At 73.0% G+C, this 23,534-nt stretch carries 25 protein-coding genes and 1 pseudogene; 13 read left to right on the top strand and 13 right to left on the bottom strand.

Annotated elements, in window-relative coordinates; all coding sequences use genetic code 11:
- Positions 1-1,223: MFS transporter (locus C1I97_RS09420; RefSeq protein ID WP_220040816.1), on the top strand; the 1,223-nt coding region annotated here is incomplete at its 5' end.
- A gap of 6 nt (positions 1,224-1,229) precedes the next feature.
- Entirely contained in the window at positions 1,230-2,063 is an 834-nt protein-coding gene (locus C1I97_RS09415; protein ID WP_220040815.1) for an IclR family transcriptional regulator, read from the top strand.
- A 129-nt stretch (positions 2,064-2,192) separates the two neighbouring features.
- Here the strand turns inward: C1I97_RS09415 and C1I97_RS09410 are convergent, their stop codons facing one another.
- Both C1I97_RS09410 and C1I97_RS09405 read right to left on the bottom strand, forming a co-directional pair.
- Positions 2,193-3,053, bottom strand: a complete 861-nt coding sequence (locus C1I97_RS09410) for a polysaccharide deacetylase family protein (protein WP_111002771.1) — start codon at positions 3,051-3,053, stop codon at positions 2,193-2,195.
- 80 nt (positions 3,054-3,133) lie between these two features.
- Positions 3,134-4,630: a purine-cytosine permease family protein gene (locus C1I97_RS09405; RefSeq protein WP_111002770.1), complete on the bottom strand. Its 1,497-nt coding sequence runs from the start codon at positions 4,628-4,630 to the stop codon at positions 3,134-3,136.
- A gap of 112 nt (positions 4,631-4,742) precedes the next feature.
- Here C1I97_RS09405 and C1I97_RS09400 point away from each other — a divergent pair, with 112 nt between their 5' ends.
- Both C1I97_RS09400 and C1I97_RS09395 read left to right on the top strand, forming a co-directional pair.
- A complete protein-coding gene (locus tag C1I97_RS09400) occupies positions 4,743-6,278 on the top strand; it encodes a PucR family transcriptional regulator (RefSeq protein ID WP_181446652.1) in 1,536 nt (511 codons plus the stop codon).
- Positions 6,279-6,422: 144 nt separating this feature from the next.
- The gene (locus C1I97_RS09395) at positions 6,423-7,340 is read left to right on the top strand and encodes an alpha/beta fold hydrolase (protein WP_111002768.1); all 918 of its coding nucleotides are present in this window, start codon (positions 6,423-6,425) and stop codon (positions 7,338-7,340) included.
- A 119-nt stretch (positions 7,341-7,459) separates the two neighbouring features.
- On the opposite strand, the gene C1I97_RS09390 is transcribed toward C1I97_RS09395, so the two are convergent.
- The 4 genes from C1I97_RS09390 to C1I97_RS09375 all read right to left on the bottom strand — a co-directional run bounded on the left by C1I97_RS09390 (position 7,460) and on the right by C1I97_RS09375 (position 9,184).
- Entirely contained in the window at positions 7,460-7,741 is a 282-nt protein-coding gene (locus tag C1I97_RS09390; protein WP_111002767.1) for a hypothetical protein, read from the bottom strand.
- An 86-nt stretch (positions 7,742-7,827) separates the two neighbouring features.
- A complete protein-coding gene (locus tag C1I97_RS09385; protein ID WP_111002766.1) occupies positions 7,828-8,094 on the bottom strand; it encodes a hypothetical protein in 267 nt (88 codons plus the stop codon).
- A 252-nt stretch (positions 8,095-8,346) separates the two neighbouring features.
- Entirely contained in the window at positions 8,347-8,619 is a 273-nt protein-coding gene (locus C1I97_RS09380) for a hypothetical protein (RefSeq protein ID WP_111002765.1), read from the bottom strand.
- Positions 8,620-8,911: 292 nt separating this feature from the next.
- A complete protein-coding gene (locus C1I97_RS09375) occupies positions 8,912-9,184 on the bottom strand; it encodes a hypothetical protein (RefSeq protein ID WP_111002764.1) in 273 nt (90 codons plus the stop codon).
- Between the two features lie 329 nt (positions 9,185-9,513).
- Between C1I97_RS09375 and C1I97_RS09370 the strand changes: the two genes are divergently transcribed.
- A complete protein-coding gene (locus C1I97_RS09370) occupies positions 9,514-9,795 on the top strand; it encodes a chaplin (protein ID WP_111002763.1) in 282 nt (93 codons plus the stop codon).
- A 75-nt stretch (positions 9,796-9,870) separates the two neighbouring features.
- Here C1I97_RS09370 and C1I97_RS09365 read toward each other — a convergent pair.
- The 7 genes and pseudogenes from C1I97_RS09365 to C1I97_RS09335 form a co-directional block, all read right to left on the bottom strand.
- Positions 9,871-10,221, bottom strand: a pseudogene (locus C1I97_RS09365) (hypothetical protein); the annotation flags it as partial.
- Positions 10,222-10,296: 75 nt separating this feature from the next.
- A complete protein-coding gene (locus tag C1I97_RS09360; RefSeq protein WP_258382494.1) occupies positions 10,297-10,641 on the bottom strand; it encodes a tyrosinase family oxidase copper chaperone in 345 nt (114 codons plus the stop codon).
- A 155-nt stretch (positions 10,642-10,796) separates the two neighbouring features.
- Positions 10,797-11,492: a hypothetical protein gene (locus C1I97_RS09355; protein ID WP_111002762.1), complete on the bottom strand. Its 696-nt coding sequence runs from the start codon at positions 11,490-11,492 to the stop codon at positions 10,797-10,799.
- 200 nt (positions 11,493-11,692) lie between these two features.
- Entirely contained in the window at positions 11,693-12,022 is a 330-nt protein-coding gene (locus tag C1I97_RS09350; RefSeq protein WP_146608182.1) for a hypothetical protein, read from the bottom strand.
- An 86-nt stretch (positions 12,023-12,108) separates the two neighbouring features.
- Positions 12,109-12,342, bottom strand: coding sequence for a hypothetical protein (locus C1I97_RS09345; protein WP_111002760.1), 234 nt, complete (start codon positions 12,340-12,342; stop codon positions 12,109-12,111).
- 135 nt (positions 12,343-12,477) lie between these two features.
- Positions 12,478-13,146, bottom strand: a complete 669-nt coding sequence (locus C1I97_RS09340) for a hypothetical protein (protein WP_111002759.1) — start codon at positions 13,144-13,146, stop codon at positions 12,478-12,480.
- Positions 13,147-13,372: 226 nt separating this feature from the next.
- Entirely contained in the window at positions 13,373-13,603 is a 231-nt protein-coding gene (locus C1I97_RS09335) for a chaplin (protein WP_309147787.1), read from the bottom strand.
- A gap of 295 nt (positions 13,604-13,898) precedes the next feature.
- Between C1I97_RS09335 and C1I97_RS09330 the strand changes: the two genes are divergently transcribed.
- Genes C1I97_RS09330 through C1I97_RS09295 form a run of 8 tightly spaced genes read left to right on the top strand, consistent with a single transcriptional unit; the run spans position 13,899 to position 23,369 of the window.
- Positions 13,899-14,987: a DUF3344 domain-containing protein gene (locus C1I97_RS09330; protein WP_111002757.1), complete on the top strand. Its 1,089-nt coding sequence runs from the start codon at positions 13,899-13,901 to the stop codon at positions 14,985-14,987.
- 50 nt (positions 14,988-15,037) lie between these two features.
- Positions 15,038-16,327: a glycosyltransferase family 4 protein gene (locus C1I97_RS09325; protein WP_111002756.1), complete on the top strand. Its 1,290-nt coding sequence runs from the start codon at positions 15,038-15,040 to the stop codon at positions 16,325-16,327.
- Complete coding sequence (locus tag C1I97_RS09320; RefSeq protein WP_111002755.1) at positions 16,324-17,751, top strand: exopolysaccharide biosynthesis polyprenyl glycosylphosphotransferase; 1,428 nt, start codon at positions 16,324-16,326, stop codon at positions 17,749-17,751. Before C1I97_RS09325 ends, C1I97_RS09320 begins: the two co-directional genes overlap by 4 nt.
- A gap of 5 nt (positions 17,752-17,756) precedes the next feature.
- Positions 17,757-19,100, top strand: a complete 1,344-nt coding sequence (locus C1I97_RS09315; RefSeq protein WP_111002754.1) for an O-antigen ligase family protein — start codon at positions 17,757-17,759, stop codon at positions 19,098-19,100.
- A complete protein-coding gene (murJ, locus tag C1I97_RS09310; protein ID WP_111002753.1) occupies positions 19,097-20,785 on the top strand; it encodes a murein biosynthesis integral membrane protein MurJ in 1,689 nt (562 codons plus the stop codon). Before C1I97_RS09315 ends, murJ begins: the two co-directional genes overlap by 4 nt.
- Positions 20,769-21,551, top strand: coding sequence for a polysaccharide deacetylase family protein (locus C1I97_RS09305; RefSeq protein ID WP_111002752.1), 783 nt, complete (start codon positions 20,769-20,771; stop codon positions 21,549-21,551). Before murJ ends, C1I97_RS09305 begins: the two co-directional genes overlap by 17 nt.
- A 1-nt stretch (position 21,552) precedes the next feature.
- Positions 21,553-22,713 (top strand): glycosyltransferase, encoded by a 1,161-nt coding sequence (locus tag C1I97_RS09300; RefSeq protein ID WP_111002751.1) that lies wholly within the window; start codon positions 21,553-21,555, stop codon positions 22,711-22,713.
- Positions 22,710-23,369 carry a lipopolysaccharide biosynthesis protein gene (locus tag C1I97_RS09295; RefSeq protein ID WP_111002750.1) on the top strand — a complete coding sequence of 220 codons (660 nt, stop codon included), beginning with the start codon at positions 22,710-22,712 and terminating at the stop codon, positions 23,367-23,369. The genes C1I97_RS09300 and C1I97_RS09295 overlap by 4 nt, the downstream gene beginning before the upstream one ends.
- The last annotated feature ends 165 nt before the right edge of the window (positions 23,370-23,534 follow it).

Genomic DNA, 23,534 nt, shown 5'->3' with positions numbered 1-23,534 from the left:
GCCCCGGCACCCCCCGGCGTTCATGGGCCGGCCGCCTCACCGCGCTGGCCGGGATCGTCCTCGCGGCGCTGACGCTGCGTGCGGCGGTCACCGCCATCACGCCGCTGCTCGGCACCGTGGGCGCCGCCCTCGGGTTCGGTCCGCTCGCCGCGGGGACGCTCGGGATGCTGCCGACCGCGATGTTCGCGCTGTTCGGCCTGGCGACCCCACCGCTGGTGGCCCGGTTCGGCCTGGAGCGGGTCGCGCTCGGCGCCATGCTGGTCACCGGCGCCGGCACGCTCGCCCGGGCCGCCGCCCCCACCACGACGGCGCTGCTGCTGCTCTCCGCGGTGCCGCTGGCCGCCATGGGAGTCGGCAACGTGGTGCTGCCGCCCCTGGTCAAGCGTCACTTCCCCGACCGGGTCGGTACGCTGAGCGCGGTCTACATCGCCTGTGTGCAGCTCGGCACCACGATCCCGCCGCTCACCGCGGTGCCGGTGGCGCAGGCCCACGGCTGGCGGGTGTCGGTGGGTATGTGGGCGCTGCTCGCCTTCGCGGCGGCGGTGCCCTGGCTGCTGCCGTCGGCCCGGCGCGTTCCCCCTGCCGAGGGCGGCGCGGTGAGCGGCGGGAGCGAGGCGGTGTTCACCGCCCCGATCTGGCGTTCACCGCTCGCCTGGAGCCTCGCCGTCATGATCGGTACGACCTCGCTGAGCACGTACGCCCTGTTCACCTGGCTTCCCCAGATCCTCGCCGACGCCGGGGCGAGCGCCGGGTTCGGCGGCGCCATGGTCGCGCTGTTCTCGGCCATCGGCATCGTCTCGGCGCTGGTCGCCCCGGTGCTGTGCACGCGGCTGCGCAACCCGTTCCCCGTGGTCGTGGTCTGCGTGCTGTGCTACCTGGCCGGCTACACGGGGCTGTACCTCGCGCCCGCGACGGTGCCGGTGCTGTGGGTGTTCCTGGTGGGCGTCGGGCCCACCACCTTCGCGATGTCGCTCACGCTCATCGGGGTGCGCACCCGCACCGCGCGGGGCGCCGCACGGCTCTCCGGGTTCGTCCAGGGCGTCGGCTACACGCTGGCCTGCCTGGGCCCGCTGCTGTTCGGGCTGCTGCACGACGCCACCGGAGGCTGGGGGGCGCCGTTCGGACTGCTGCTGGTGGCGCTCGCCCTGATGGCGGCCGGCGCGTTCCGCGCCTGCCGCCCCGGGACCCTTGAGGACGGCCTCGCCCGGGGCGGGAGGAGGTAGGGCATCATGGACCGCACCATGGCAGTCAACACGACGGAAGAGAGCCCCGAGGGCGCCGCGAACGGCTCCGGCCGCGGCATGACCGTACTGCGCAACGGCATAGGCGTGCTGCGCACCTTCAGCGTCGACGAGCCCGAGCTCGGCGTCACCGAGATCGCCGCCCGGGTCGGACTGCACAAGTCCACCGTCTCCCGCATCCTCGCCACCCTGGAGCAGGACGGCCTGGTCGAACGGGACCCGGGCTCGCGGCGGTTCCGGCTGGGCCTCGGCGTGATCGCCATGGCGGGCCCGCTGCTGGCCGACCTCGATGTGCGGCGGGCGGCGTACCCGGTGCTGCAGGAGCTGAGTCACCGCACCGGCGAGACCGCGGCGCTGCTGGTGTGGAACGGCGCGGAGGCGGTCTGCGTGGAGCAGGTGGCGAGCCGGCACGAGGTCAAGCACAGCACGCCCCTGGGCACGCGCTACCGCACGGCGGCGAGCTCCTCGGTGCAGGTGTTCCTCAGCGAGCTGCCCCCGGAGCGCGTGCGCGCCCTGCTCGAGAGCGGGGCCGTGGTCCACCCCGGGTTCGGCGACGCGTCGCTCGACGCGTACCTCGCCCGCCTCGCGGAGACCGCCGGGCGCGGCTACGCCGTCAACTACGGGGAGACCTCGCTGGAGGAGGTGGGCGTCGCCGCCCCGGTCTTCGACCACCGCGGCGAGACGGTCGCCGCGGTCCTGGTCTCCGCCCCCCGCTTCCGCGTCTCCGCCGAACACCTCCCCCTCGTCGCCGACACGGTGCGCGAGGCCGCCGACCAGGTGACCGCCCGCCTGGGCGGCCGCCGCCCCGCGCCGACGGCCTGACGGCACCGGCGACGAAAGGACCGCCTCGGTCCCGCCCCGGCCCGCGAGACGCAGGCACACACGGGACGGGTCACGGCCGGTGCTCCGTTCGCACCCGGCGTGCCCCGTCCCGTGTGATGTCCTCCGGGCCTACGCCCCCTTGAGGGCCTCGATGCGGCGCGGCCGGCGGATCTCGGTCAGGACCGACGCGGCGTGGGCCGCTATCTCGCCGAGGGGGGCCACCCACATGCCGTCCAGGGACTGGACGTCCTCCATCAGCCGCTCCAGGGCCGCGGCGCGGGAGGGGCGGCCGGACAGGAACGGGTGGTTGGTCAGGACGAAGCAGCCGCCCTCGGCGTGGTGGGCCTGAGCCTCCAGGAGCCACATCTCGTGCGCCTTGCGCGGGCTCTCGATGACCCCGCTGCCCGTCCAGCCCGGGTAGAAGGCGTACTGCTCCCAGTCGTCCAGACCCCAGTCGACCGGGATCTCCACCAGCGAGCCCTCCGACCGCTCCCCCGTCAGCCGGTAGGGCACGTCGCCGTCGAGGAGGCTGGAGTCGTAGGTGAAGCCGCGCTCGATCAGCAGGTCGGGGGTGTGCCAGTTGGTCTCCCACCAGGGAGCGCGGTAACCGGTGGGGCGTACGCCGAGCCGGTCCAGCGCCTCCAGGCCGCGGTCCAGGGTCTCCGCCTCCTCCTTGCGGTCCAGGCCCTGCATCCGCTCGTGCAGGTAGCCGTGGTGGGCCACCTCGTGGCCCTCGTCCACGATCCGGCGCACGGTGTCCGGGTAGCAGTCGGCGGTGAACCCGGGGACGAAGAAGGTGGCGGTGATCCCCCGGCGGCGCAGCACGCGCAGCAGCCGGGGCACACCGACTCTCGGACCGTACGCCTGGTGCGACATCAGCGACATCCGGGAGGAGGCCGTGGGGTCGTGGGCCAGGACGCAGGACTCGGCGTCGACGTCGAAGGTGAAGGAGGCGGCGGCACGGCAGCCGTCGGGCCAGGGATAGTGCACGGGGGTCCCTTTCAGTGCGCGGTACGGTCCGGTTCAGTGCGCGATACGGCGGTACGGTCCGGGGGTTCGGGCGAAGAGGGTCAGACGGCGCTCGGCCGGACCGGGGCGGCGGCGCCGTCCGGCGCGGGTGAAGGCAGGTTCGGCAGGGTCCGTCGCGCCACCCGCGGCCCGAGCACCGCGTACACCGCGGCGCTGGTGATGCCGCCGGCCAGCCACGACAGGTCGAAGCCGCCCAGGGCGGTGGCGATCGGGCCCTGGAAGAGCGGGATCACCCCGTGCATGAACAGCCAGGTCGCCGCGATGCCGCCGCCGAAGGCGGTGAGGCCCGCCCAGTTGAAGTCGGGCAGCCGGGAGGTGCCGACGGGGTCGAAGAGCCGCTCGACGGAGACCTGGTCGCGTTCGACGCGGTAGTAGTGGACGAGCATGATGCCGCCCCAGGCCGCGACCCAGGCGACCAGCCCGACCAGCCAGGTGTCCAGCACGTTGGCGAAGTTCTGCTGGTAGATGAGGAAGACGACCATCACCATGGCGAGCGCGCCGACCAGGGCGCTGAGCACCCGCCGGTTCAGCCGGATGTCCAGGGCCTGGGAGGCCACCGAGAAAGTGTAGATGTTGAGGATGTTGGTCGCGATCGGGCCGTGCAGCACCAGCAGCAGTACGGGGATCGCGAGCGCACCGAAGTTGTCGACGATCAGGCGGCCGGGGTCGACCGTGCCGTTCTTGGTGGCCAGGGTCGCCCCGAGGACCCCCAGCCACACCACGGGGAGGAACTGCCCGAGGGTGCTGGCCAGGTAGAGCCTGCGGCGGGGCATCGCCTTGCTGACGAACCGGGAGTAGTCGGCCGCGTAGGTGAACCAGGTGATGCCCCAGCCGATGCCGATGGCGGTCATCACCGAGGTCATCGCCGCCCACCGCTCGGCGCCGGTGAGCACCTTGCCGGGTGGTCCGGCGTACGACCAGTCGATGTGCAGGAAGAACCAGGCGGCCACCGACATCACCAGCAGCACCACGATGGTGGGCGGCACGGTCCAGCGTTCGAAGGCGGAGATGGCCCGGTACCCGATCCAGGAGATGACCACCTGAATCGCCATGATCACGGCGGCGACCAGGATCCGCCAGCCGACGTTGGCGGCGTGCGGGTCGACCAGGCCCAGCTTGCCGAGGAGCGCCATGACCAGGTCGAGGATGATCCAGGTGTTGACCGCGCACCAGCCGATGGCGAGCAGCCCCTGGATGCCGGCCGGGATGTAGCCGCCGCGCCGGCCGAAGGGAGCGCGACCCAGCACCATGCCGGTCACGCCGGTCTTCTGGCCGAGCAGGACGAAGAGCCCGAACAGGCCCATGCCGACGAGGTTGCCGGCGACCAGTACGGAGATGGTGTCGGCCAGGCCGAGACCCAGGTTGATGCCGAGGGCGCCGAGCACCCAGTTGATCGGAGCGATGTTGGCACCGCACCAGATCCAGAACTGTCCGGACACGCTGTGGGTGCGGTGGGATTCGGGGATGGGCTGCAGAGTCTGCTCGACCTGGTGGGCGGCATCAGGTCCGGGCGCGGCGGTGGGCGGCGAGGCTGACATGAGGTGACCTCTCGGTGGACGGCCTGCGTCTCCGTCCATGGTCAGCGGCCACCTCACATGCAACAAGCGACGGAATGTCATACATACCGAAGACTTTGGCTACCGTTCTGTCATGCAGATGACGTTGGCCCATGTTCTCGAACACCCCAGCCTCGCCCCGGCGCGCCCGCTGCTGCGCACCGGGACACACGGTCTGACCAGGCCCGTACGGTGGATCCACTCCAGCGAGGTGATCGACATCGCGCCGCTGCTGCGCGGCGGCGAACTGCTGCTCACCGGGGGCACCGCGCTGGCCGCCGCCACTGCGGAGGAACAGCGTCACTACGTCCGCGACCTGGCCGCGCGCGCGGTGGCCGGGGTCGCCATCGAGGCCGGGCCGCACGGGCCCGGCCTGCCCGCCCCGCTGCTGGAGGAGGCCGAGGCGCTGGACTTCCCGGTGGTCGAGCTGCGCCGGGTGGTGCCGTTCGTCGCGGTGGCCGAGGCGGTCAACAGCGCACTTGTCAACGCGTCGGTGACCCGGCTACGGGACGCCGGTGAGCTGGCCCACCGGCTCTCCGGCATCCTCGCCGACGGCGGGGGCGTGCGGGAGGTCCTGGAGGAGCTGGTCCGCCACACCGGCACGGTGGCGGTCCTCTTCGACCGGGCGGGCGCGGTCATCGCCTCCCGGTCCCCCGACGAGACCGGACAGGAGCCGGACGAGACGGGCCGGATCCCGGACGTGCCGGGGCCCCTCGGCAGCGTGGGCGCGCACATCACCGTACGGGGCGCGCACATCGCCACCCTGGTCATGTACCCGGCGACCGCGGCGGCCGAGCCCGACGAGGAGGCCCTGCGGCTGGCCCAGGAGCGGGCGGCGGAGGCGCTGCAGCTGGCGCTGCTGCGCTCCCGCCCGCCGAGCGCCCGGGACTTCGCCGCCGCCGAGCTGGTCCGGCTCGCGGCCTGCGGAACGACCCCGGCGCGCATCCGTCAGCTGGGTCCGGCGGTGGGCTTCGAGGCGGACGCCCCGGTGCTCGGCCTCGCCGCCCGGGCGGCGACCGGCGCTCCCGACCTCACCCGGCTCGACGGCGTGCTGCGGCGGCACGGCCTGACCGCGGTCGCGGTGCCCGCGCCGCTGGAGCTGCACGCCCTGGTCTCGCTGCGGGACCGGCGCCGTGCGGCGCTCGTCCGCGCCGAGGTGCTGCACGGGCTGCGGGAGTGGAACGCGGGCCGGGACGTCACTGTGACGGTCGGCCCGGTGCTGCCCTCGCTCGCCGGCGCCCCGGCCTCGCTGGGCGCGGCCGTGGAGTGCCTGGGGCTGCGGTTCACCGGGGCCCCGGCGGGACTGGTCGTCGACACGACGGAGTGGAGCGTCGAGCGGCTGATGGGCGGCGACGACGCGCGGGCGGCGGTCGAACGGCTGGTGCAGGAGCAGCTCGGCATGGTGCTCGCCCTGCGCGAGCACCAGCGCCGGCCGCTGCTCGCCACACTGGAGGCGTACTTCGCCACGGGCTGCAACAAGACCCGTACCGCGGCCGAGTTGCACCTCCAGCGCCAGTCGCTGTACGCCCGTCTCGAGCGGGCCTTCGACGTCCTCGGCGGCGACCCCACCGGCACACCCCGCGCCCTGCCCCTCCACCTCGCGCTGCGGCTGTACCGGCAACTGGACTGACGGCGGCGGCCGTTCTCCGGGAGCCGCGCAATCCACGGAATCTCCTCAGGATCGCCCACAAATGAGTGGTTACGTCCGCCTAGTGGAATTTCTGGTAATCATGGGGTGATTGGTCACCATTCCCCCCCTTTCCCGGAGTCATCCATGCGCACTGCCGTCACCACCGCCGAGGAACGGAGCCTCGTTTTCGAGGGTTTCGCGTACGAGTGCCGCATCATCCCCCAACCCGCCCCCCACACTGATCCGTTGGTGCTGCTCGGCGGCTCTTCCCAGAACAGATACTCATGGCAGGGGCACGAGAAGTGGCTGGCTCCGCTGTGCACGCTGATCACCGTGGATCTTCCCGGTTACGGCTCCTCGGACTTCCTGCCCGCGCACTACGGCATCGACTTCCTCGCCGCCGCGGTCCGGCACATGCTGGTGGAGATCGAGGCGCCGCGGGTGAACCTCTTCGGCGGCTGCTTCGGCGAAGTCGTCGCTCTTCGCTTCGCCCAGCTGTATCCCGATTTCGTCAGCCGCATCGTCTTCTGCGGCGCCGCCAAGCGTCTCCCCGGGAGCTACGTCGACGCCGTACCGCGCCTGTCGCGCGCGCTGGAACGCGGCGAGATCGCGCAGGCCGCCGAGGGGCTGGTGCAGATGTTCATGTCGAACCCCGGCGCCGGCCAGGTCCGCAGGCACGCGGCCGTGGCACGCCTGCTGCACCGGCAGTTCATGAACCAGACGCCGGACGAGCTCAGGAAGGCGCTCGAGCACAACACCAGGCTGACCACGCACGGTTGTTACGAGCCCCTGCCCGTACCGGACGTGCCGTCCCTGGTGTTCACCGGGGAGTACGACACCCTGTGCACCCCGCAGATGGGCCGCGAGGTCGCCGCGGCGATGCCCTCGGCACGGTTCACGACGATCAAGGAAGCCGACCACCTGGTCACCGTCGAACGCACGCAGGAGACCGCCGACCTGATCGGCCGCTTCTGCACCGACCGCCCCATCGACGACCTGCCGTACTGCAACGTCGTCGAATCGCTGTGCGCGGACCCCGTTCCCGCGCCACGGCGCCACTGAGCGCATACGTCACATGGCCGGGACCCGATAGCGGGTCCCGGCCATTTCCCGTCCGCGGGGCCGGGTTTACGCGACGGGTGCCGAGGTGGACCCGGGCGCCGCGACTGCTTCGGTGGCCGTCAGGACTGCCTGCCGGGGACGGAGGCGCCACTGACACACGTGATCCCACCGCCCGCAGCAGGGCAGCTCTGCGTGGAATGGTTGATGACGGTGACGTTCCCGCGCTTGTCGGTGGTGATCTGGTACTCGCTCACCTGCACGCAGCGCCGGTTGCCCATGCCGTCGTCGGTGCACTTGCCGGCGTTGCCGCCGGCGAAGGACTGAACGGCACCGGCGCCGATGAGGACGAAGCCTCCCAGGACACCCGCTGCCGCCGCCGCGATCTTCTTCGAGTTGAGCATCTGCCTTTTCCTTTACAGTCGGCCCCCGTTGCCGGGACTCGACACCGGTCGGGACTCGAGGGCTGCCTAGATCACCCGGCGAGTGATCAGTTGCCGACAGGGACAGCCTGCGTGCAGTTCACCGACGTGCGCTGGCTCTGGTCGTTGGTCTGCAGGCCCAGGATGTTGATGGCGAGGTTGAGGCGGTCGATGTTGATGAGCCCCCAGGCCGTCCTGTTCGCCGAGCACGTCTGGTTCTGCTTGAGGTCGACCGCCTTCGCGTCACCGTCCACAGCGTGGCCGACGCCGGCGCCCAGGAAGCTGACGCCGCCGAGCATGGCCACGGCGACAGCCGCCCTCTGGTACTTGCGCATGACTTCTCCTTCTTGAGTTGACACAGCTCGTAACGAGCCGACAACCGACAGTTGGCAACTGTAGGGGACCTTTGCGGCATTCGGTAAACGAAACACTCAAGGGAGTGATTTCGCCAGAACGGTACAATCGGACGCTTTTATGCACGCGCCGGGCGCCCGGCCGGCGCGAGGAGGCCAAGACCAAGCAGCAGGCCCCGGGACTCGGACGCCTGGCGCGAGTCCCGGGGCCTGCTCAGATCAGCTGATCGGCGATCAGCGACCGATGGTGAAGAGCTGGTTGCAGGTCACCGACGTGCGCTTGCTGTGGTCGTTGTGCTGCAGACCAAGGATGTTCACCGGGATGTGGTTGCGGCCGAGCAGGCTGAAACCAGTCATGTCCGACTCGTCCGCCGAACACGACTGGTTCTGCTTGTTGTCCAGCCGGAACTTCGCGTCGTCGCCGTCGGCGTGGCTGACGCCCGCGCCGAGGAAGCTGACACTGCCGAGCATGGCCACGACGACTGCGGCCTTCTGGAACTTGCGCATTACCTCTCCGTTTCTCGTGTCAACACAGTCCGCAATGGACCGGTTACTGACAGTTGCAGACTCTAGGTGATGGTTGCGTCTTTCGACGGGAGAAACGCCCGGGCTTGCGACTCGAAAAATCGCAGCACCCGGCGCTTCCCTGCACACATCGGGCGACGGGTCCGCGCAGTCGCACCCGCCGTCGCGCACCGGCCGCCGGAGGCGTCAGCACTCGCTGAAGCCAAAGGGTGAGCCCCGGAGTTGGAGCGATGCGCCCGAACCCCGGGGCCTGCCCGGATCAGCTGATCGGCGATCAGCGACCGATGCTGAAGAGCTGGTTGCAGATCACGGAGCGGTGCTCACTGTGGTCGTTGTGCTGCAGACCAAGGAGGTTCACCGGGATGTGGTTGCGGTCGATCAGGCCGGCACCCGTCTTGTCCGACTCGTCCGCCGAGCACATCTGGTTCTGCTTGTTGTCCAGCCTGAACTTCCCCTCCTCGCCGCCGGCGTGGCTGACGCCCGCGCCGAGGAAGCTGACACTGCCGAGCATGGCCACGACGACTGCGGCCTTCTGGAACTTGCGCATTACCTCTCCGTTTCTTGTGCTGACACCGTCCGTGACGCTCTGGTCACCGACGGCTCTCAACGTAGAGGATCTTTCGTGCGCTTTCCACGCGAAACGCACGATTGAGCATGTTTCCTGAAGAAATACGTCCTGATGCGAAGTCAGTACGGACGTGGACGGCACTCCGATGACGACGGGCGGCCAGGAGCAGAAGCCGCACTCGTCCGCTGAAGTGCCCGCCCAGGGGTGATACGAGGACATACGCCGTAACCAGTGCCGGATCGTCGCGTTGAGGAGGGAGTGCGGTGGCGCCTGATGCTGCCGCCTTGCCAAGTCATAAGGAGAAGATGATGTCTCTCATCGCGAAGGCGGGGATCGTCGCACTCGGCACGGGCGCTGTCGTCCTCGGTGGGGCCGGTCTCGCCGCGGCGGGGGCCGGTGCCGAGGGCGCGGCCATCGGCTCGCCCGGCCTGGCGTCCGGCAATGTGGTCCAGGTACCGATTCACGCGCCGATCAACGTGTGCGGCAACACCGTCAACGTGGTTGGCCTTCTCAATCCGGCCGTCGGCAACGTCTGCAAGAACGGCGTCCACCACAAGAAGCACGGTCACGGCCACGGTCACGGCCACTGACATCTGCCGAGCCGGCGCAAGAGCCCCGACGCGATCCAGCGTCGGGGCTCTTGTCCTGTGTGAGCACACGTCAGCTCATGCGTACCGGTGGGTCCGGCCGACGTCCTCCAGTTCGTCCGGAGTCACGTCCCACAGCGGCAGTTTCCGGTGCCGGGCCACGATCCGGTTGTGCTGCCCGTCGCCGGGTCCCAGGGTGCCACGTCGTAGGCGGGGTCCTTCAGGGCCGACTCCAGCTCGTCCTTCATGGGCAGGTCGATCGGGCCGCGGCTGCGGCCGAGGTCCCTGGTGAGGAACTCCCCGTCGACCACGCCCCCTTGATGGCCCAGTCGCCCTCGGAACAGGCGAACGGACCGGTCGTCACCGCCGACCTCCGCGGCGCCCGTTGCCACCGAGGAGGTCGGCGGTCCAGGGCACGGAGGTGGTCGTTACGCCATGGCGGTCCCCATGGGACGGCGTGCCGCGCCCGCCGGGCCCTGAGCCGGGTCGCGCAGTCGACCATGCTCAGCCAGGTGCCATCGGCGCGGCGCACAGGTGCAGTGGGCGGCCGTCCACGGTTACGTCCCACCGGTCGTCCTCGGCCGTGCCGCGGGCGGGAGTTCGCACGCCCCGAATGCAGCGGCCGCGGCAGGTCCGGTCGAAGGCGGTGCCGTCACGGGCCTCCCCGGGTGCGGGGCCCGAGCGCGAGAGCCGGGAGGCGGCGACCGCCGGGGCCAGTGCGGCGACGAACGCGCAGGCGAGCAGACCTCGCGCCGTATCCCGCCGGGTTCTGCCCGCCGGGTCCGGGCGTATCGGGCTCGGGGCTTTCTTCTCGGCACCCGCCGGTGCTCCGCAGCCGCTGACGACCATGCTCCACTCCTCGTTCGGTTCGGTTGTCCGTGGCCATGACCGCCGAACGCCGCGCGCGGTCACCACCGCGCGGCCGGAGAAGTGATCGTGCGCACGGAGAAACGGCCCTCGGCGGAGTCCGAGGGCCGTTTCTCCGTGCGGTGGGAATCCCCGCCCTACAGCGTGAAGTTGCCGTGCACCGGCTTGATGTCGTTCACCGCGGCCGCGGCGTCCTTCGCCGTGGGGATCAGCGAGCTGCGGCCGTTCACGGCGAAGGGGATCCTGGTGGTCAGGCCGCCGCTGAAGTCGCTGGTCGCCAGGTCGGGGCCGTGCAGGGCCTCCGGGGCGCTCTGGGCCACCGGGGCACTCTGGGCCACCGGAGCACTCTGCATCACCGGGGCGCTCTGAGCCACCGGAGCACCCTGCATCACCGGGGCGCTCTGCATCGCCGGGGCGCTCTGAGCCATCGGAGCACCCTGCATCACCGGAGCACCCTGGGCCATCGGAGCACCCTGCATCACCGGAGCACCCTGCGCCATCGGAGCACTCTGAGCCACCGGAGCACCCTGGGCCATCGGAGCACCCTGCATCACCGGAGCACCCTGCGCCGCCGGGGCATTCTGGACCATCGGGGCGCTCTGCATCACCGGAGCACTCTGAGCCATCGGAGCACCCTGGGCCATCGGAGCACCCTGCATCACCGGAGCACCCTGCGCCGCCGGGGCATTCTGGACCATTGGGGCGCTCTGCATCACCGGAGCACTCTGGACGTCGGGCGCGCTCTGCGCGACGGGGGCGGCGAACGCGGGCGCGCCGACGCCGGCGGCGATCAGGGACCCGGCAACGACGGCGGCAGCCTTCAGGGACTTCATCGTGTTCCTTTCATCGGCAACCCCAGGTTGCCGGCGGGGGCTTGTCTCGCCCTGCCTAACGAGCTCCGGCCGGAGCGGAAACCGGGTCCGCCGAAGATCGCGACTCCTCATATGAGATCCCCGAACGACCGGGCCCCGGGACACAACAGGGCCGGAAGGGAGCGGGTGAAGGAGAGGAACGGCAACGGTCGTGGTGCCGCTCACGAGGCCGGCAGCAGCACCGACGCCGGCAGCGTGATCGCCGGGAGCGTGACGGCCGGCACCTCGGGCACCGACGTCGACGCGGCCGTACCGGGTTGTGCCGGCATGGCGGACGGCGTCGCCGTCGACAGCTCGCCGTCGGTCGGCGTGGTGGGGAAGTCGATCGCGTCGGTCAGTAGGTCGGCGACCGAAGACAGCACCTGGTCGATGTCGTCGGAGCCGAAGGTGATCGACTGCACCAGGCCGTCGACGGCCTTCTCCACGAAGGAGCCCCGGCGCACTCCGGCGGATTCCAGGCGCCGGGGCTCTCCCCACGAACAGGTCCGCACACGTCCCACGGCGGCGGAACGAGGAAGACGTGAGCCGGCCCCCGTGGTCCGTCGAGGGCCGGCTCCGTACGACTGACGACGTGGTCTCAGTGCTTCAGCGGCAGACCGCCGAGCAGCGCCTTGTGGTCGTTCAACTCGGTCGTGGTGTCCTTCACCGTGTGGAGCGCCGAGCCCTTGCTCTCGGTGTTGAGCATGTCGGCCGACTCGACCTTCAGGGGCTTCAGGTCCAGGGGGCCACTGGTGCCGGCGAACGCGGGCGCGGCGGCGCCGGCGGCGACCAGGGATCCGGCAACGACGGCAGCAGCCTTCAGGGACTTCATCGTGTTCCTTTCTTCGGCGACGCGGGTCGCCGGAGGGAGTTGTGTCGCCGTGTCCAACGAGCCCCGGCCGAGGTGGAAACCCAAGGCACCGAAGATTCGCGAGTCCTCATACGAGTTCTCGTACGAGAACGGCGCTCACTCCTCCGGTGGCAGGGCGATCGCGGGGAGCGTGGTGGCCGGCGCCCCGGCCTCCGGCGTGGCCGTCGGCGTACTGGACGGTTCCGGCAGGGTGTTGTCGGTCGGCGCGGCGGTGACGAAGTCGTGCACGTGGGCCAGCAGGTCGTCGACGTACGCGAGCACCTGGTCGACGTCGTCGGAGACGATCGACTCCACCAGGCTGTCGATGTCCTTCTCCATGGCGTCCAGCGTGTCGTCGGTGACATCGGCGGCGCGTCGCTCGGCCGTCGCGTGCGATGCCTTCGGCGCGGCCGAGGCTGCCGGAGCCTTGGACGTCCTGGATGTCTCGGGCCTCTTGGAGGTCCTGGATGTCTTCGGCGACTTGGCCAGCGCGCGCTTGGCGGCGTCGCCCAGCTTCCTGGCCCTGGCCGCGGACAGCCGGCCGCCGTCCTCCTCGAGCGCGGCGTTCAGCAGATCGGCGACCGGGGTGAGGTCGCTGCCGGCGGTTCGGAGTTCCCTGGCCTGCGCGCGCAGCGCGCCGGCGCTGGGAAGCGGCGCGTCGGGCGACGCCGCGTGGCCGCGCTCGCGGGCCGGGTCGGCCGCCATGGCGACGGGCCCCGCGATTCCGACCAGGAGGGCGGCGCACAGCGCACCGGACGCGATGCGCCGTGCGGGCAGAACACGCATGGGGATTCCTTTCGATGGGCGTCGGATCCTGAGCCCACCGTGGAAGCACCCCTGGCCGCCCGCAACCGATCATGCGCCCCTGTGGCTCTCCCCCTTTTCCCCCGGTTGCCCCGTCCTGCCTGATGAGACGGTACGCGGACCGGACGCACCGGACCCCGCCCGGGGGGAACGACACCGGCCGCCCCCCTGGCGGGGAGGGCGGCCGGATCGAAGGACGGGCACGGCGTCAGTGGTTGACGCAGGTGTTGCCGAACGCCGGGTTCAGCAGACCGATCCCGCGGGTGGTGTTGCCGCAGACGTTGATCGGAACGTGGATCGGGATCCGGACGACGTTGCCCGACAGCACGCCCGGAGAGTGGGTGGCGGCCCCCTTGGCGCGGCCGCCGGCGGAGGCGACGCCGGCGCTGCCGGCGGAGGCCGCCGCGGCGACGGGGGTGAGGACCAGGCCCTTGGTGATACGCGACGTGGAGAGGTGCTCCTTGGAGTTGACTCCCTGACGCCCAAGGCGGGATGCCCGGCTCTGTGTCAACGCGCGGCACCTGCCCGAGGTGCGCCCCCGATGAGGTGATCCCCGGAAGAGCGAGAGCTTTCACGATTCCGACACATTTGTCGCTTTTAGTAGGAGTTCGCCAGATTTCCCCTGATTGATGACTACTGTTGCACACCTTCCGACAGGTCTCTCCAGGCGGACGCACCGCACGGGTGCCGCTGCCTGACACCGCCACCTGCTTTCCGAAAGGGCCACGACGGTCATGCGCCATTCCCTGGGTCCGCTGCTTCGCCGTGCGACGGTGGGCACCGTCGCCCTCGCCGCACTGTGGGTGCCCGGCGGCTCCCCGGCCGCCGCGCCGGCCGCGCCGGAGGCGTCCGGCATCACGTTCGGCCGGCGGTACCACGCGCTCCAGCACGGCGGCATCGTGCGCGCGGCCAACGTCTCCATCACCTGCCGCGCCACCCCGGGAGCGCCCTCGTGCGGGGACGTGCAGAGGGGCGCGCGGGGGGTGAACGGCGACTTCGACATGTTCTACGTCGACGTCGACGACGACGCGAACACCTACAACTCCTCCCGCGCGGAGGTCCGCCTGCCCGCCGGCTCCCGGGTGACGTACGCGCGCCTGTACTGGGGCGGCAACCTGCGCGTGGGCGAACAGAAGCCGCCGGAGGACAACGGACGCGTGCTGTTCGCCGAACCCGGCGGGGCGTACAAGGAACTCCTCGCCGACACGGTCGTCGGACACCGCGTGGCGGACGGCGCCGACGCCTTCCAGGCCTCGGCCGACGTGACGAGGCAGGTGCAGGAGAGCGGTCCGGGCCTGTACACCGTGGCGCAGGTCAACGTGGCGGCCGGGAAGTCGGCGGCCGGGGCGTGGGGCGGCTGGACGCTGGTGGTGGCGTACGAGAACCCGGCGGAGCCGCTGCGCACCATCGCGCTCTGGGACGGCTTCGCGCCGCTGAAGTCCCGCGGGGCGCAGGAGATGCGGCTGCGCGGCCTGCGTTTCCCGGCGGGCGCGGGAGGCGTCGCCGGGCTGGTGGCGTACAACGGCGACCGCGGCACCACCGGCGACTCCTTCACCCTGACGGCCGACCAGAACGGGTCCGCCGACCTCTCGAACCCCGCCAACCCCGCGAACGACGTCCTGAACTCCACCATCAGCGACCCCGAGGCGGCTCCCACCGCGCGTGTGCCGGCGTACGCCAACACCCTCGGCTACGACTCCGACGTGTTCGACCTCGCCGGACGCCTGCGACGCGCCGGTGACGAGGCGACGTTCAGGCTGCGGTCCCAGCGGGACACGGCGTGGGCCGGTGTGCTCTTCGCCGCCGTCGACGCCCAGCGGTGAACACGTCACCCCCCGCCCCGAGCGCCTTCGTCAGCGAGGAAACGGCACCCATGAACCTCTCCCCCACCGGCTCCCCGCCGCGGGTTCTGCACCTCACCCAGCCCGTGGACGGCGGGGTCGCCCGCGTGGTGGCGGACCTGGTCCGCGCCCAGTCGGCGGCCGGCCTGGACGTGACCGCGGCCTGCCCCGACAGCGCGCTCACCGCGCGGCTGCGGGCGCTCGGCGCGGACGTACGGCGCTGGGAGGCGACGCGGTCGCCGGGTCCGTCGCTGGCGCGGGAGGCACGGCACGTCGCGCGGCTGATCGACGAGGTGCGCCCCGATCTGGTGCACGCGCACAGCGCGAAGGCCGGGCTCGCCGGGCGGCTCGCGGTGCGCGGGCGGATCCCGACGGTCTTCCAGCCGCACGCCTGGTCGTTCGAGGCGGTCGGCGGGACCACCGCGGCTCTCGCGCTCCGGTGGGAGCGGTGGGGGGCGCGCTGGGCCGCGCGGGTGGTGTGCGTGAGCGAGGCGGAGCGGGCCACCGGCGTGCGTGCCGGGATCGACGCGCGGTTCACCGTCGTGCCCAACGGCATCGACCTCGAGCACTTCCACCCGGCCGGGCCCGGCCCCGCGCGGGCCGGGCTCGCGCCGCTCGCCGGGCTCGACCCGGCGGCCCCGCTCGTGGTCTGCGTGGGGCGGCTGTGCCGGCAGAAGGGGCAGGACGTGCTGCTGCGGGCCTGGGACGCCGTCGTGCGCGAGGTGCCCGGCGCCCGCCTCGCCCTGGTCGGCGACGGACCGGACGACGACCGGCTCCGCGAACTGGCCCCGCCCTCCGTGCTGTTCGCGGGAGCCGTCGCCGACGCCCGCCCCTGGTACCGGGCAGCCGACCTCGTGGTCCTGCCGTCCCGCTGGGAGGGCATGGCGCTGGCCCCGCTGGAGGCCATGGCCTGCGGGCGGCCCGTGGTGGTCACGGACGTCGACGGTGCCCGCGAGAGCCTGCCGTCCTCCTTCACCGACCGGTGCCTGGTCCCGCCGGAGAACCCGGCGGTGCTGGCGGGAGCCCTCACCGGGCTGCTGCTCGACCCGCCGCTGCGCGCCTCGCTCGGCGGCCTGGCCCGTCGGCACGTGCTGGCCACCCACGACGTGCGGAACACCGCCGAGCAGGTCTCGGACGTCTACCGCGACCTGCTCGGTCCATGGCCCGCCGCCGAAGGGGCGGCTCTGTCCGGAGCGGCCGGGCGCGCGAGGGTTCGCGACGCTGAGCACGGCCGGCCGCTCGACCCAGGCTGTGACGCCGGGGCGAACCAGGCGGCACAGCGTGTCCAGCCCACCGAGCACAGGGAGTCGAAGCACTCGTGACCGCGGAATCCACCGTCCCCTCACCCGGCGTACCCCCACGAGAACACCCGTCCTCACCGGTCTCGGTCATGCCGCCGCGCGGCACCGCCACCGGTTTCCCGTTCCCCCCCGCGCGGCCCCCGGCACGGCCGGCCTCACCGGTGCCGCTGCTCGTCGCGGACGGTGTCGCCGCCCTGCTGGGCGTCCTGGCGCTGTCCGAGGCCGAGCGCCATCCGCTGGCCGTCGCCCTGCTCGTCGTGGCGTCGCTGCTGCTGCGCCCACGCGACGGCAGGCCGCCGGTGCCGGCGCTGCTGGAGGAACTGCCCGCCGTGTGGGGGCGCGTCGCGGTGGCCTGGCTGGCGCTCGCGGCGCTGGCGGCGGCGTACCGGCCGGAGCACCCCCTGTCCCTGCGCACCGTGCTGACGGGCCTCGTTCTGCAGGCCGCGGCGGGCTGCGCGCTGCGCGGCGTCGTGCACATGCGGCGGCGCGCCGCGCTGCTGCGCCACCCGCACACCGCGCTCCTGGTCGGCCCGGTGGCCACCGGGCAGCGCGTGGCCGCCGCCCTGCTGCGTCACCCCCGGTGCGGTGTACGGCCGGTGGGGATCGTCGCCGAACAGCCGGACGGCACGGAGGGCCTGCCGGTGCTGACGACCGACGAGGAGGTCAAGCGCGCGGTCATCCAGAACGGGGTGCGGGCGGTGCTGGCCGTCCAGCCCTCCGTACGCGCCGAACAGGAGCCGCTGCTGCGGTCGTTGGCCGCGTCGGGCTGCGCGGTGTGGGAGATCGACCCGCACTGCCCGTCGTACGCGGCGAGGCAGCGGCTGGCCGGGTTCCCCTGCCGGCGCCTGGACATGTCCCCGGCGCGCCGCGAGGCCGTGGGCCGGCGGATGCTCGACATCCTGGTGTCGGGGACGCTGCTGCTGCTGGCCGGCCCGCTGCTGCTGGCGTGTGCGGTGGCGCTGCGGATCAGTGACGGGCCGGGTGTGGTGTTCCGTCAGGAGCGCATCGGCAAGAACGGAAGGCCGTTCACGCTGCTGAAGTTCCGTACCCACCGCCCGGTCGACGAGCACGAGTCGGCGACCCGGTGGAGCGTGGCGAACGAGAACGAGATGCGCGGGTTCTGCCGGATGCTGCGGCGCACCTCGCTGGACGAGCTGCTCCAGCTGTGGAACGTGCTGCGGGGCGACATGAGCCTGGTCGGACCGCGTCCCGAACGGCCTTACTTCGTCGCGCAGTTCAGCCAGACCTACCCCGGCTACGCGACCCGCCACCGGATGCGGGTCGGGCTCACCGGCCTCGCCCAGGTCCACGGGCTGCGCGGTGACACCTCGATCGAGGACCGCAGCCGGTTCGACAACGCCTACATCGACGACTGGTCGCTGTGGCAGGACGTCTGCATCCTGCTGCGCACGGCGGCCGCGTTGGTACGTCCCACGGGGAGCTGAGCGACGTGAGCCTCGCCCTGACGGCGCCCTGGCGCCGGGTCACCGGGCTGCCGCCCGTCCTGCCCGCGGTGGCCGTGCTCGCCCTGCTGGCCCTGCCGGTGACACCGGCCGGCGCGGGCCCCGCCGACGTGGTCTCCGGACTGATGGTGGTGTACTGCCTGGTCCGTCTGGTGCGCGACCGGCGGCGCCCGCTGTCCCCCGGGGCGGCCGTGGTGCTGGGCCTGCCGGTGGCGGGGCTCGCGCTCGCCGCCATGGGGGCGTCCTCGACCGCGGCCGGGTTCGACGGCCTCGGCCGCTATCTGCAGATCTTCGTGCTCGTCCCGACCGCGGTACTGCTGCTGATCCGCGGCCGGGCCGACTTCCGGCTGCTGGCCTGGTCGTTCGTGGGACTCGCGCTGTGGCAGGGGGCCCTCGGCGTGCACCAGTACGTCACCGGGACCGGCGCCTCCTACCAGGGCCAGGAGATCCGGGCGGTCGGCACCTTCGGAGCGCACGACGTGATGGGCATGGCGAGCGTGGTCGCGCTCGGCCTGGTGTGCGCGGTCGGCATCGCGCTGGGCCGGGCACCGGTGCGGCAGCGGGCGGCCGCCGCCGGCTGCGCGCTGGTCCTGCTGCTGCCGCTCGCGCTGTCCTTCAGCCGGGGCGCCTGGATCGCCACCGCCCTGACGTGCGCGGTGCAGCTGGTGCTGGCCGGGGCGCGGCGCGCGCTGAAGGCGGGCGCCGCTCTCGCCGCGGCGGGCGTGATCCTGGTGGGCGGGGCCGGTGTCGGTACGGCGCTGCTGCAGGAGCGGATCGACTCCATCGCGCGGGTCGCCGACGCCCCCGACCAGTCCGTGGTCGACCGGTACACCCTGTGGGCGTCCGCCACCGGCATCTGGCGCGAGCACCCGCTGACCGGCGTCGGGCTGAAGGGATTCCCCCAGCACCGCGACGGGCACGCCACCCTGGCGCTGTCGTCGGGCGCCGAGATCGCGGGCGCCGGGGCGGCGTACCAGCGGCAGGCGCTGCTGTCGCCGCACAACATGTACCTGCTGGTGCTGAGCGAGCAGGGCCTGGTCGGGCTGCTCGGGCTCGTCGGGAGCTGGCTGGCGCTGCTGGTGTGCGCGCTGCGCGGGCTGTGGCGCTCGCGCGGGCGCGGGCCGGTGCCCGACTGCGCGCTCGTCGCCTGCGGACTGCTGCTGTGGCTGCTGACCGACTTCGCCTACGGGGACATCGGCGGCCCCTCGACCGTGCTGACCGGCATGGCCCTGGGGCTGGTGGCGTGGTGGGCGCTGGCCGGCGGGGAGCGCGGGGACACCGTGCCGCCGAGCGGGACGCCGGAGCGCGCCGAGGAGGTCGTGACCCGATGACGGTGAGTCCCTCGCACACCCCCGGACCCACGACCGGCGGCGCGGCGACCGTACCCCCGGCGCGTGCCGCCGCCACGGCCGCGGAGGGAGCCGAGGCGACCTCGGCGTCCCGGAAGTTCCTCGCCCGGGCCACCCTCGTCACGGCGTCGCTGTCCATCGCCGGCTCCCTGCTCGGCCTGGTGCGCGACCAGGCGCTGGCGCGGCTGTTCGGCGCCGGCAGCGACACCGACGCCTTCCTGGTGGCGTGGACCGTGCCGGAGTTCGCCGCCACCCTCCTCATCGAGGACGGGCTGGCGCTGGTGCTGATCCCGGCGTTCAGCCTGGCGCTGGCCCGCCGCTCCCGGGGCGCGGCCGGGGACCCGGTCCGGGCCCTGGTGGCCTCGACCCTGCCCCGGCTGTGCCTGGCCCTGGCCGCGGTGGCCGCGCTGGTCGCCGGCGGGGCTCCCTACCTGGTGCGGGTCCTGGCGCCCGGCCTGCCCGACCCCCGCCTCGCCGCCGACTGCACCCGGCTCACCGCGACCTGCGTGCTGGCCTTCGGGCTCGCCGGGTACTGCAGCGCCGCCCTGCGCGCGCACCGCCGCTTCTTCGCGCCCGCGGCGATCTACGTCGCCTACAACACCGGCATCGTCGCCGCGATGTTCCTGTTCGGCGCGCGCTGGGGCGTGCGCTCCGCGGCGGTCGGGGTCGCGGCGGGCGGCCTTCTGATGGTGGCGGTGCAGGTCCCCTCGCTGTGGCGGCAGCTGACGTCGCGCAAGCCCGCGCCCCGTCCGGCCGGCGAGGAGATCGAGCCGCGGCCGGTGCAGGCCGCCCTGGTCGCCGCCGTCCTCCTGTTCGCCCTGTGCCGCCAGTCGCAGGTCCTCGTCGAACGCTTCCTCGCCTCCACCCTGCCCGCCGGGGCCATCTCGCACCTGAACTACGCGCAGAAGGTCGCCCAGATCCCGATGACGCTGTCGCTGATGCTGTGCACCGTCACCTTCCCGGTGGTCTCCCGGGCCCTGGCCGAGGGCGACACCGAACGCGCCCGCAGCCGGGTGGAGCGGGATCTCGCACTGGCCTCCTGCCTGGTCCTGCTGGGCATGTGCACCGTGGTCGCCTGCGCTCCGCAGATCACCGAACTGCTCTTCCAACGCGGCGCGTTCACCGCGAGCGACACCGCCGCCACGGCGGACGTCATGCGGGTGTACGCCCTCGGGCTGCTGGGCCAGACCCTGGTGGGCGCCCTGGTGCGCGGCTACTTCTCGGCAGGCCGGCCCAGCTGGTACCCGGTCGGCGCGATGACCGCCGGCATCGCCGTGACGTCCTGGGTCGGCGCCGCGACCGTGGCTCCCTGGGGCGTGGCCGGCATCGCCGCCGCCAACGCCCTCGGCATCACCGTCACCGCCGCCGTGCTGCTCGCCGGTCTGCGCGCGGGCCGGCAGAGCGACCCCCACAGTCTCTCGATCCGCGTCCGGCAGGTACTGGCCGAGCTGAGCAGGCCCGTGCGCGCCGCGATCGTCGCCACCGTCGCCGGCGCGTTCGTGGCGAGCCGGCCGGACTCCCCGGTGACGGGCCTGGCGGCCGGCTTCCTGACCGTGATCGCCGTCTTCCTCCCGCTCGCCTGGGCCCTGGGCGACCAGGGCTGCGCCTCCGCACTCCGCTCCGTACGCACCGTCACACGAAGGCTCACACATGGCCGCTTCCGTTGATTCCGCCGGCACCGGTGACCTCCCCGTCACCGGCAGACCCTCCGTCCCGCGTCCCGGTCCGCTCCCGTGGGTGGCGATGTACCACTCGGTGGGCGACTGCTCCGACGACCCGTACCGCATCACGGTCACGCCCGAGCGGCTCGGCCTGCAGCTGGCCTGGCTGCGCCGGCGCGGGCTGCGGGGCGTGTCCGTGGCCGAGCTGCTGGCCGCCCGCGCCCGGGGCGGGGGTCGGGACCTGGTCGGGCTCACCTTCGACGACGGGTACGCCGACTTCGTCACCGGCGCCCTGCCGCTGCTGCGCCGCTGGGGCTGCCGCGCCACCCTGTTCGCCCTGCCCGGACGGCTCGGCGGCGACAACGCCTGGGACCCGCTCGGCCCGCGCAAGCCGCTGCTGACCGCGGACGGCATCCGGCGCGCGGCCGCCGAGGGCATGGAGATCGGCTCGCACGGCCTGACCCACGTCGACCTGACCAAGGCGGACGACCTCACCCTCAAGACCGAGCTCGTCGAGAGCCGCGCGCTGCTCGAGGAGCTGACCGGCGTCCGCGTCGACGGCTTCTGCTACCCCTACGGCACCATCGACGCGCGCGCCGTCGACGCCGTACGGGAGGCGGGCTACGCCTACGCCTGCGCCATCGACCCCGGCCCGCTCACCGGCCCGCACGCCCTGCCGCGCGTGCACGTCGGCCAGGACGACACCTCCTGGCGCCTGTACCTCAAGCACCGGCTGCACCGGCTGCGGCGGCGTCCGGTGGAGGGCCTGTGACATGAAGGCCCTGCACATCATCACCGGCCTCGGCGTCGGCGGGGCCGAGCAGCAGCTGCGCCTGCTGCTGCGCCACCTGCCCGTCGACTGCGACGTGGTGACGCTCACCAACCCCGGCGCGGTCGCCGAGGGCCTGGCCGCCGACGGCGTCCGCGTGACCCACCTGGGCATGGGCGGCAACCGCGACCTGGCCGCGCTCCCCCGCCTGGTCCGGCTGATCCGCGCCAGCGGCTGCGACCTGGTGCACACCCACCTGTACCGGGCCTGCGTCCACGGCCGGCTCGCCGCCCGCCTCGCCGGGGTCCGCGCGGTCGTCGCCACCGAACACTCCCTGGGCGACTCGCAGATGGAGGGCCGCAGGCTGACGGCGGGGGTGCGCGCGCTGTACCTCGCCAGTGAGCGCCTGGGCTCGGCGACGGTCGCCGTCTCCCCGGCGGTGGCCGACCGGCTGAAGCACTGGGGCGTGCCCGCGCCCCGCATCGAGGTCATCCCGAACGGCATCGACCTGGACCGCTTCCGCTTCGACCGTCAACGGCGCGAGCGCACCCGCGAGCACCTCGGCCTGCCCGAGGGCGCGTACGTCGTCGGCGGGATCGGCCGGCTCGCCCCGGGCAAGCGGTTCGACGTCCTCGTCCACGCGCTCACCCGGCTCCCGGACGACTGCCGGCTGCTGCTGGTGGGCGGCGGCCCCGAGGAGCAGGCCCTGCGCCGTACGGCCCGCGAGGCCGGTGTGGCCGGACGCGTCCTGTTCACCGGTGAACGTCCCTACCTTCCCGACGGCTCCTCCGGCCCCGACCTGCCCTCGCTCACCTGTGCGATGGACCTGCTCGCGTCCCCGTCCGCGGAGGAGGCGTTCGGTCTGGCCGCCGTGGAGGCGCTGGCCTGCGGCCTGCCCGTGCTCTACGCCTCCTGCCCGGCCATCGAGGCCCTGCCGCCGCCGGCCGCCGCCCGCCGTGTGCGCGGCGGCCCCGAGGCGTACGCCCGTGCGATCGCCGAGGTCCGCGCGGCGGGTCCCCGGCCGCGCACGGCCCCCGAGGCCGTGCACCGCTACAGCATCACCCGCAGCGCGGCCCGGCTCATGGACGTGTACGCGGCAGCGGTCGCCGGCTCGTCGCCATCCCCCTCACCTCTGGTCTCATCCCTGGGAGCAAGCCCCTCATGACCGACACCCCGACCCGTCAGCGCCGCCTGTCCCTGGCCCGTCTCAGGAGGCTGCGGCCGCCGTCCTGGTCCGTGCTCGCGGCGGGCGCCGTCCTCGGCGGTCTGTGCGGCGGCGCGTACGGTGTGCTGACACCCCCGACATACACCGCCACCAGCTATGTCGTCGCCGTGCCGACCGCGAAGTCCGACTCGGGCTCCGCCCTCGGCTTCGCGCAGGCCTACGGCCGGGTCGCCACCCAGCTCGCGGTGCTGGTCGACGCGCAGGACAGGGCGGGCGTGCCGCTGCGCACCCTGCAGCGGAACGTGCAGGCGGCGACCTCGCCGGACGCTCCGATGGTCGCCGTGTCGGCCACCTCCTCGCGTCCGGTGCTGGCCGCGGACATGGCCAACGCCGTCTCCCAGGCGCTGATCCGGCAGGCGGGCACCGCCAAGGACAGCACCCAGGTCCAGCTCGTGCAGTTCTCCCGGGCGGTCAGGCCGACCGAGCCGACGTCCGCCTCCGCCTGGGTGACCGCCCTGGTGGGCGCGAGCGCGGGCGGGCTGCTGTGCGGTCTGGCCCTGCTGGTGCGGCCCCGGCGCAAGGACCAGGAGGACGACCCCGCCCCCGCCGCCTCGGTGCCCGGCCCGGCCGTCGCCGCCGAGGCCGGACAGCGGTGACGGCCGTGCGCGGGCGGTGCGCGCCGCCGGCGGCGGCCCCCGGGGCGGACCGGCCGCCACCGACGGGGGCGCTGCCTGCCGTCCGGTCACCAGTCGAAGCGGACGCAGAGCCTCCCGCCGAGCCAGCGCTCCACCCAGCTGCCCAGGTCCACCGGCGTGCAGCCC

The organism is Streptomyces sp. NTH33, assembly GCF_003236365.1.
Lineage (GTDB): Bacteria > Actinomycetota > Actinomycetes > Streptomycetales > Streptomycetaceae > Streptomyces.
This window is presented reverse-complemented; position numbering and strand designations above follow the sequence as displayed.